Annotated in this window: 9 protein-coding genes; 4 read left to right on the top strand and 5 right to left on the bottom strand. The window is 70.6% G+C overall.

The genetic code is table 11. The features are described from left to right. Positions 1–359: 359 nt before the first annotated feature. From VFN12_RS06620 to VFN12_RS06610, 3 genes are read right to left on the bottom strand one after another with little or no spacing between them, the layout of a single operon-like run. Positions 360–1,457, bottom strand: coding sequence for a ferredoxin--NADP reductase (locus VFN12_RS06620; RefSeq protein ID WP_325117824.1), 1,098 nt, complete (start codon positions 1,455–1,457; stop codon positions 360–362). A 2-nt stretch (positions 1,458–1,459) separates the two neighbouring features. After that, positions 1,460–1,762, bottom strand: a complete 303-nt coding sequence (locus VFN12_RS06615) for a hypothetical protein (RefSeq protein ID WP_325117823.1) — start codon at positions 1,760–1,762, stop codon at positions 1,460–1,462. Next, positions 1,762–2,916 (bottom strand): Rieske 2Fe-2S domain-containing protein, encoded by a 1,155-nt coding sequence (locus tag VFN12_RS06610; protein WP_325117822.1) that lies wholly within the window; start codon positions 2,914–2,916, stop codon positions 1,762–1,764. Before VFN12_RS06610 ends, VFN12_RS06615 begins: the two co-directional genes overlap by 1 nt. Before the next feature lie 45 nt (positions 2,917–2,961). On the opposite strand from VFN12_RS06610, the gene VFN12_RS06605 reads away from it, so the two are divergent. From VFN12_RS06605 to VFN12_RS06590, 4 genes are all read left to right on the top strand, one after another. After that, positions 2,962–4,140, top strand: coding sequence for an acyl-CoA dehydrogenase family protein (locus VFN12_RS06605; RefSeq protein ID WP_325117821.1), 1,179 nt, complete (start codon positions 2,962–2,964; stop codon positions 4,138–4,140). Positions 4,141–4,146: 6 nt separating this feature from the next. Continuing rightward, entirely contained in the window at positions 4,147–5,244 is a 1,098-nt protein-coding gene (locus VFN12_RS06600; protein WP_325117820.1) for an acyl-CoA dehydrogenase family protein, read from the top strand. Between the two features lie 9 nt (positions 5,245–5,253). Beyond that, positions 5,254–6,843, top strand: a complete 1,590-nt coding sequence (locus tag VFN12_RS06595) for an AMP-binding protein (RefSeq protein WP_325117819.1) — start codon at positions 5,254–5,256, stop codon at positions 6,841–6,843. A gap of 115 nt (positions 6,844–6,958) precedes the next feature. Continuing rightward, positions 6,959–7,126 carry a hypothetical protein gene (locus tag VFN12_RS06590; RefSeq protein WP_325117818.1) on the top strand — a complete coding sequence of 56 codons (168 nt, stop codon included), beginning with the start codon at positions 6,959–6,961 and terminating at the stop codon, positions 7,124–7,126. Here VFN12_RS06590 and VFN12_RS06585 read toward each other — a convergent pair. After that, positions 7,078–8,559, bottom strand: coding sequence for a hypothetical protein (locus VFN12_RS06585; RefSeq protein ID WP_325117817.1), 1,482 nt, complete (start codon positions 8,557–8,559; stop codon positions 7,078–7,080). The genes VFN12_RS06590 and VFN12_RS06585 overlap by 49 nt on opposite strands. Before the next feature lie 40 nt (positions 8,560–8,599). Beyond that, positions 8,600–9,304, bottom strand: a 705-nt coding sequence (locus VFN12_RS06580) for a nitronate monooxygenase family protein (protein ID WP_325117816.1), incomplete at its 5' end; no start/stop codon positions are given.

Here is a 9,304-nt window from a genome sequence, read left to right as displayed (position 1 = left end):
CGGCAGCTGCTCGAGGACGTCGCGACCAAGCTGTTCGACCGGCTGCCCGACGACACCTGGTTCTACCCCGGCCACGGCGACGACTCGACGATCGGCGCTGAGCGGCCTCATCTGGCCGAGTGGCGAGAGCGAGGCTGGTAGCCACCGCCGGTGGTTGAGCAGCGAGCGAAGCGCGCGTCGTCGAAACCCCGGCACCGCGAGCACCTGCGGCGAGCGGTCGGGTGCGGGGGTTTCGACACGGTCGGCGCCCGGGGCGCCTCCCTGCTCAACCACCGGCAACACAGCTGGGCAGGGCGCCTCCTGCTCAACCACCGGCAACACAGCCGGGCAGGGCGCGTCCCTGCTCAACCACCGGCGACTCAGTGGTAGGTGATCGAGACCTTGTCGGTGACGGGGACGGACTGGCAGCCGAGCCGGATGCCCTCCTCGAGGTCCTCCTCGTCGAGGACGTCGTTGTGCAGCATCTTCACCTCGCCCTCCAGCACCCGGCAGGCGCAGGCCGAGCACTCACCTTCACGGCAGGAGAACGGCGCCTTGACGCCCTTCGACTCCAGGTGCTCGAGGAGCTTGGTGCCCGGCATCCAGTCGTCGAAGGAGTAGTTCTCGCCGTCCAGCTCGACCTCCAGCGTCACCGGTTCCTGGGGCTGGGCTGCTGCGGCGTCCTCGGCCGCGTCCTGCTCGTCGGTGTCGGCCGCGGTCATCTCTCCCTCGGCGACCTCGACGTCGTGCAGGTCGCCGAAGGGGTTGCCGCCCAGCGAGATGAACTTCTCCTGGTGCCGTCGGGCCCGCGGGAACTCCAGCTCCTTCAGCGCCGCCACGGTCGCCTTCATGAAGGGAGCCGGCCCGCAGACGAACGCGTCCCATGAGGAGTACGGCGTCGCGAAGGCCTTCATCTGCTCCTGGCTGGGCAGACCCTGGACCGACTCGAGCCAGTGCACGACCAGCAGCCGCTCGGGATGCGAAGCCGCCAGGTCCCTGAGGGTGCTCCCGAAGATCACCGACCGCTCGTCGCGGTTGGCGTAGAAGAGCACGATCCTGCCACTGCCGGTGAGCAGCGCCGTACGCAGGATCGACATCACCGGCGTGATCCCCGACCCGCCGGCGAAGAGCACCAGGTCGGCGTCGAGGGATGCCGGGGTGAAGATCCCGCTCGGCGGGAGCACGCGCAGGGTGTCGCCGGGCCGGAGGTTGTCGACCAGCCAGTTGGAGGCGTAGCCCTCCTCGGTCCGCTTGACCGTGATCGTCGGCGGCTCGTCCGTTGCCGGGCTGCTGCACAGCGAGTAGCAGCGGGCGGCGACGCCGGTCTGCTCGCTGGGGACCGCCACGGTGAGGAACTGCCCCGGCTTGTAGTCGAAGTGCGAGGCGACGTCGTCGGGGACCTCGAACGAGATCGAGCGGGCGTCGGCCGTCTCCTCGACCACGTCGAGGACCTGCAGCTCGAAGGACGCGGTGTCCATGCTCAGTAACCGTCCTGGGCACCGATCGACAACCGGCCCTCACGAACCGCCGCCTCGATGCTGGCGGCCAGCCGGGGGCACGAGGCGTGCACCTGCCGCCCGCCCGGCTCGCCGTCCATCCGCGCGAAGACCTGGCACTCGCCCAGCGCCGCGGCGTTCCACTGGATCGAGGTGTGGTGCTCGCTGTTCTTCTTCACACCCACCCTCGCGAGGCAGTCGAGGCAGGCGACCTCGACCAGCCGGGCCCGGGTGTAGAGCCGCTGGTCCTCCAGCGTGTCCGCGCTGGTGGGGACGAAGGAGGGCATCAGGCGTCCGCCGCAGCCCGGTCCTCGGCAGCCCGGTCCTCGGCAGCCTTGCGGGCGAGGTTCTCCTCGACCTCGGCGTGCCAGAACTCGTTGGCCTTGGTGGTGTCGACCTCGAACTCGAAGCGCTCGGTCATCTCGGGGGTGACGTCGTCGCGGTCGACGTAGAACTGCTCGTACCACCGCCGCAGCTGGTAGACGGGCCCGTCCTCCTCGCACAGGAGCGGATTCTGCACGGGCGCCTTGTTGAGCCAGATCTCGACGTCCTGCATGAAGCCCTCTCCGAACATGTCGGAGTACTTCTTGGCGATGTAGTTGGCGGTCTTCTCGTCGAGCCCCTCGGGCTTCTTCACGCACAGGCCGTACTGCAGCTTGAAGGAGTTCTGCGAGGTCGGGACGTGGCAGTTGATCAGGACGACGTCGGTGATGAAGCCCTTGTAGTCGGTGTTGAGCCAGTTGATCATGTACGACGGTCCGTAGTAGGTCGCTTCCGACTTCAGGACCAGGTCCTCGTCGCCGTACCCCTCCGACTGCATGTCGGGCCGCCCGGTCGACTCCATGAACTGGGTCGCCATGTGGCCCTCGAACACGTTGCGGAAGTTCGTCGGGAAGGCGAAGTGGATGTAGAAGAAGTGGGCCATGTCGACGACGTTGTCGATGATCTCGCGGCAGTGGGAGTTGTCGACGTCGATGACGTTCCAGGTCCAGTCGGTCCACTCGTCGGTGCCGATGCCCGGCAGCTCCGGCGGCAGGATCTCCTCGTCGGCCGCGCCGCCCTCCGCGTCGTGCCAGACCAGGAGCTGGCCGTTGCGGACGACGGCGGGGTACTTCTGCGTCCGGGCGCGCAGCGGCACCCGTCGGGCGTAGGGAATCTGCTTGCACCTGCCGTCGCCGCCCCACCGCCAGTCGTGGAAGGGGCAGGCGATCTCGTCGCCCTTCACCGTGCCCTGCGTGAGGTCTCCCCCCATGTGCCGGCAGTAGCCGTCGAGCACGTGGAGGTCCCCCTGGGCGTCGGACCAGACGACGAGCTTGCCGCCGAAGGCCTCGACCCCGTGCGGCTTGCCGTCCTGGAAGTCGCGGGCGAGCCCCAGGCAGTGCCAGCCACGGGCGAACCGCTCCGGCGGCGTGCCGTGGTCGAGCAGTCTCGTGTCAGTCATGCGCCCAGTATGGACCAAAACGAGAACACGTTCTAGTCTGGCCGCATGCACGTCGCGCTGACCCCTGAGCAGGAACGACTCCGCGAGCAGCTGCGCGAGTACTTCAGCGCCCTGGTCACCCCCGAGGTCCGCGCCGGCCTGGCCGCCGCTTCCGGGGAGTTCGGCGACGCCGGCGTCTACAAGGACGTGATCCGCAAGCTCGGCGCCGACGGCTGGCTGGGGATCGGCTGGCCGAAGGAGTACGGCGGCCAGGACCGCTCGATGGTCGAGCAGCTGATCTTCACCGACGCCGCGGCCGTCGCCGGGGTCCCGATCCCCTACCTGACCCTCAACACCGTCGGGCCGACGATCATGCGCTTCGGCACGGACGAGCAGAAGGAGTACTTCCTGCCGAGGATCCTCGCCGGCGAGCTGCACTTCTCCATCGGCTACTCCGAGCCCGGAGCCGGCACCGACCTCGCCAGCCTCACGACCCGTGCGGTGCGCGAGGGTGACGAGTGGGTCATCAACGGCCAGAAGATGTGGACCTCCCTCATCCAGTACGCCGACTGGATCTGGCTGGCCTGCCGCACCGACCCCGACCTCCCGCGGCACAAGGGGCTCTCGATGATCCTGGTGCCGGCCGACGCCGACGGCTTCTCCTTCACCCCCGTGCACACGGTGGCGGGGGTCGGCACGAGCGCGACGTACTACGAGGACGTGCGGGTGCCGGCGTCCAACCTGGTCGGCGAGCTGAACGGCGGCTGGTCGCTGGTGACCAACCAGCTCAACCACGAGCGGGTCGCCCTCACCTCGGCGGCGCCGCTGACGCACTCCCTCGGGCTGGTCCGCGCCTGGGCGCAGGAGACCAAGAACCCCGACGGGCAGCGGGTGATCGACCAGGAGTGGGTGCAGGTCCTGCTCGGACGTGCCCACGCCCGGGTGGAGATGCTCACCCTGCTGAACTGGAAGCTCGCCTCGGCCGTCGACGAGCTGTCCCCCGCCCACGCCTCGGCCACCAAGATCTACGGCTCCGAGCTGGCGACCGAGGTCTACCGCTCGCTGATGGAGATCGTCGGCCCGAACGCCCTGGTTGCCGCCGACTCCCCGGCCGCCGTCCTGGCGGGGCGCCTCGAGCGCTACCACCGTTCCGCGCTGGTGATGACCTTCGGCGGCGGCACCAACGAGATCCAGCGCGACATCATCGGCTACGTCGGCCTCGGACTTCCGGCCGCGAAGAGGTAAGGGGACATGGACTTCACGTTCACCGCCGAGCAGGACGAGGCCGCCGAGCTGGCGGCCCGGATCCTCCAGGACCGCGCCACCAACGAGCGCATGAAGCAGGTCGAGGCCGGCGGCGACCGCTTCGACCAGGACCTCTGGCAGGACCTTGCCGATGCCGGCCTGCTCGGCCTCTCCGTCCCCGAGGAGCACGACGGCGCCGGCCTCGGCCTGATCGAGCTCTGCCGGGTGCTCGTGGAGACGGGGCGCACGGTGGCGCCGGTCCCCCTCGCCACCCACGGCGCCTGTGCCACGGCGCTCGCCGAGCTCGGCTCCGACGCCCAGCGCCGGCACTGGCTGCCCGGCGCGACGAGCGGCGAACGGCTGCTCACCGCGGCGGTCGCCGAGGACCGTGACCCCCTGCCGCGGCACCCGCAGACCACGGCGGAGCAGGTCGGCGACGGCTGGGGGCTGAGTGGCGCGAAGACGCTGGTCCCCACGGGCACCCGCGCGGACCTGCTCCTGGTCACGGCGAGCACACCGTCCGGGGTCGGCGTCTTCCTCGTCGAACCGGGCAGCGACGGGGTGGTCGTGCTCCCCCAGCGGACCAGTGACGGCGACCTCGCCGCCCGGGTCGAGCTCACCGACGCACCCGGCGAACCGCTGGGCGACGACGGTGCGGCACTCAGGCTCGGGCAGCTCCTGGTCCTGACGGCCTGCGCGGAGCAGCTCGGGGTGACCGAGGGTGCACTGGCGCTGACGGCCGGGTACGCGAAGGAGCGCGAGCAGTTCGGTCGACCGATCGGCACCTTCCAGGCCGTCTCGCAGAGACTGGCCGACGGCTACATCGACGTCCTGGGCCAGGGGCTCACGCTCTGGCAGGCGGCCTGGCGCCTCTCGGAGGGCCTTCCGGCCGGGACCGAGCTGGCCGTCGCGAAGCTGTGGGCGGCCGACGCCGGACACCGGCTCGCGCACACGACCGTCCACGTGCACGGAGGTGTCGGCATCGACCTGGACGGGGAGGCACACCGCTTCTTCACGACCGCCAAGCGGTTCGAGTTCGCCTACGGCGGCACCACCGAGCAGGCGCGTGACATCGGCCGGGCCCTCGCCGCCCAGCCGGCCTGACCCCCAACGTTGACGACCCTCCGGCAGCTGCTCCTCGAGCGATCGGACGACGAACGCCCCGGGCTCGCCACGCGGGAGCGGACCTGGAGCTGGGCCGAGCACGTCACGGAGTCCACGGCGCGGGCTGGGCTGCTGCGGGCACTGCTGGACGACGAACGGCCGCCGCACGTGGGGGTGCTGCTCGACAACACCGCCGAGATGGCGATGGCGCTGTCGGCCGCCGCACTCGGGGGTCACGTCGTGGTCGGGCTCAACACCACGCGGCGGGGTGACTCCCTGCGCGCCGACATAAGCACCGGCGACTGCCAGGTCGTGCTCACCGACGCCAACCACGCCGACCTGCTGGAGGGCCTGGACCTCGGTGGCGTCCGCGTGATCCGGGTGGACTCGGACGAGTGGGCTGAGCGGGTTGCCGAGGCGGGCACGTCACCGGGTTTCGAGGCTCAGGCGCCAGGGCGCCTTCGCACCTCAACCTCCGCGTCGCTGTTCATGCTGATCTTCACCTCGGGCACCAGCGGGGAGCCGAAGGCGGTCCGGGTGACGCACGAGAAGGTCTCGTTCCCGGGGCTGGCGCTGTCCGAGATGTTGTCGATCACCCGCGACGACGTGCTCTACGTCTCGATGCCGCTGTTCCACAGCAACGCCGTGATGTCCGGCTACGCCCTTGCCCTCGCCACCGGCGCCACGCTCGCCCTCGCCGAGAGGTTCTCGGCCAGCGGATTCCTCGACGACGTGCGCCACTTCGGGGCGACGTACATGAACTACGTGGGCAAACCGCTGTCCTACATCCTCGCCACCCCCGAGCTCGGGGACGACGCCGACAACCCGCTGCGGATCGCGTTCGGCAACGAGGCCAACGAGAAGGACATCGCGGCGTTCGCCGCCCGCTTCGGCTGCGAGGTGCGCGACGGCTTCGGCTCCACCGAGAACGCCGTGATCATCTCCCGTGTCGAGGGCACGCCGGCCGGCTCCCTCGGCCGGCCGATGGAGGGGGTGAAGGTGCTCGACCGCGGCACGGGCCGGGTGTGTCCGCCCGCCGTGATCGGACCCGACGGCCGGGTGAGCAACCTCGAGGACTGCGTGGGCGAGTTCGTCAACGTCGACGGGGCCGGCCAGTTCGCGGGCTACTACAACGACGAGGCGGCCACCGCCGAGCGGATGCGCGACGGGATGTACTGGTCGGGCGACCTCGGCTACCTCGACCCCGACGGCTTCGCCTACTACGCCGGTCGCACCGGCGACTGGCTGCGGGTCGACGGGGAGAACCTCGCGGCCGCACCGGTCGAGCGGATCCTGCTGCGCCATCCCGACGTCAGCCGGGTCGCGGTGTACGCCGTCGCGGACGACCGGGTCGGCGATCAGCTGGTGGCTGCGCTGGTGCTGCGGCCCGACGCGACCCTCGACCCGGCCTCGCTCGAGGAGTTCCTCGCCGGGCAGCCGGACCTCGGGCCGAAGCAGTGGCCGCGCCACGTGCGGATCGCCACGACCCTCCCCCAGACCGCGACCAACAAGGTGCTCAAGCGGGAGCTCGTGGCGGAGGGGCTCGACGTCACCGACCCCGTGTGGACCCGGTCGGAGCGCGGGACGGCGTATTCCTGAAACGTGCGCAGAAACGCGGCGCCGGCCGATGAGTCATCCGGATCCGGACGGTCTGTATCAGCAGAGCACGGAGCGACTCTCGAAGGTAAAGGACCCGCACCAGGAGGTGAGCAGCATGGCCGCCACGATCATCGTCGAGATGGAGTCCGGCACCTGCTCGGGCCGGGTGCACCCGCACAACGGCTACTACGCCGGCGACTTCAGCACCCAGCGCTACCCCAGGCCCGGGACGGGTCAGCGCGCCAGCAGCTCGCCCACCCCGTTGGTCAACCGGACCGCGTAGAAACCTCTGTTCCCGTCGGAGTACCACACCTGGCGGTGGGCGACGTCCCACGCGGGCTGTGACATCGCGTAGCCGCCCTCGGCCGTGGGGTTGGCCGGCTTCGACCCCGGACGGACCGGGCGGTTGAAGTAGCCGACCTCGACCGGGCTCCGCAGGTCACTGATGTCGAAGATCCGCAGCCCCGAGGCGATCATGGAGCAGGCGACCAGCTTCGGGTCGGTTCTCCGCGGCAGCGAGCAGTAGTGGCCGGCGTACCCCTGCACGGGCGAGCTGGCGCCGGGGTCCTCCTGCTGCGACGACCGCCGCGCCGCGGGCTGGTGGACCTCGAGCCGCAGGTTGGCGACGATGCGTGGGTTGGCGGGGTCGGCGATGTCGATGATCCGCGCCGCACCCACGGGAGCCTCGGACTGGTCCTGCCCGCTGGTGAAGTTGTAGTTGGCGAACTCGTCGACCTCGAGCAGGTAGGGGTGGCCGTTGCGGGTGAACGGCTCGGCGACCTGCGGGATCGAACGCTCCGGCCAGTCGAGCTCGGAGACCAGCCGGACCTCCGGGTCGGGCTCGCGGTCCTGGACCTCGCTCACGTCGAGGATCCGCAGGCCCCCGGAGGCGAAGCTGCCGTCGGTCGGGTTGCCGATCTCGGCGACGTACATGGTCCGGCCGTCGCCGGAGAGGCGCAGGCCGTGGTAGTTGACCCCGGACTGGAAGAACACCGGCTGCGGAGCCGCCGGGTCACTCACGTCGATCGCGGTGAGGGTCTGCCCGCCCGCGCTGGCCGCCCAGAAGGTCTTGCCGTCCGGCGCCCAGCCGCTCTCGTGGCCGAGGACCGCCGTCGGGGTCGTCGACACCAGTTGCGGGTGCCGGCAGTCCTCACTGATGTCGTAGACGTCGAGCACGCCGGCGTTGGTGGCCGCGTTGCCGAGCACAGCCGCGAGCAGGCCGCGCCGGTTGTTGACCAGGACCGACTCGTGCGGGCTCTGCATCGCCGGGGACACCAGCGCGTCGGTCTTCACCGGCCGCGACGGGTCGCTCATGTCGAGCACGATCACGCCGAGGCCCCGCGCGGCGTTCATCAGGACGTCCTTGGGGAACAGCAGCGTCGAGTCGTAGTAGGCGCAGACCCGGCCGGAGTCGTCGCGGTAGCGCTGCACCTTGAAGCCACCGGTCGCTCCCTGGTGGGCGACTCCGCGGGTGTTGCAGCGGTACCCCCGGTCCACACGTCCGGTGTCGTAGTCGCGCTGCGGCACGCGGCCCTGGATGCCGGTCTCCTCCCGTGCCCCCGGGCCGCACGCGGCCTGCGGGGTCGGCGCGGGAAAGGCCTCGCCGGTGGCCGAACCTCCACCGGTCAGGCCGAAGAGCCCACCCGCCACGACCAGCGCTGAGGCCACGAGGGCCAGGTGACGGGCAGGCCGACCGGCCGGTCGCTTCTCGTCCATGGAAGGAGTCCTTCCCAGTGTGGCGGAATCCAATCCTGATCTAGGCCTGCGCGACGACGTCGAGGCGTCGTACGGCGTCGCCGAACTCGGCGACCAGGCGATCCATCACCTCGGCCACCGGGCGAACCTCGTTCATCCGCCCGACGATCTGGCCCACCGGCATCGAGACCGTGTCGGGGTCGTCGCCCCGGTTCATGCGGTTGTGGGCATCCGAGACGAGGAGGTTCTGCAGCGGCATCGGCAGCGGGGCCGGAGCGTCCTCGGCCTCCCAGGCCTCGGTCCACTTGGTCTTCAGCAGGCGGGCCGGCTTGCCGGTGTAGATGCGGGTGCGAACGGTGTCGGAGGACTCGGCGCGCAGGAAGGCGTCGCGGATCCCCACTCCCGCCGACAGGTCGTACTCCTCCACGGTCAGCCAGATCGACCCGGTCCACACGCCCTGCGCACCCAGCGCGAGCGAGGCGGCGATCTGGCGACCGGTGCCGATCCCGCCGGCGCCGAGCACCGGCACCGAGGGGCCGACCGCGTCCACGATCTCGGGGGTCAGCACCATGCTGGCGATCTCGCCGGTGTGGCCGCCGGCCTCGTAGCCCTGGGCGACGATCACGTCCACACCGTTGTGGACGTGGGACACGGCGTGCTTGGCCGCCCCGGCCAGGGCCGCGACCTTGACGCCGCGGGCATGGGCCTGCTCGATGACGTCGACCGGCGGGGAGCCGAGGGCGTTGGCGATCAGCACCGGTCGGTG

The sequence above is a fragment of the Nocardioides sp. genome (genome assembly GCF_035703625.1).
Classification (GTDB): domain Bacteria; phylum Actinomycetota; class Actinomycetes; order Propionibacteriales; family Nocardioidaceae; genus Nocardioides.
The sequence above is the reverse complement of the archived record's forward strand: the minus strand, read 5'-3'. Positions and strand labels throughout refer to the sequence as shown.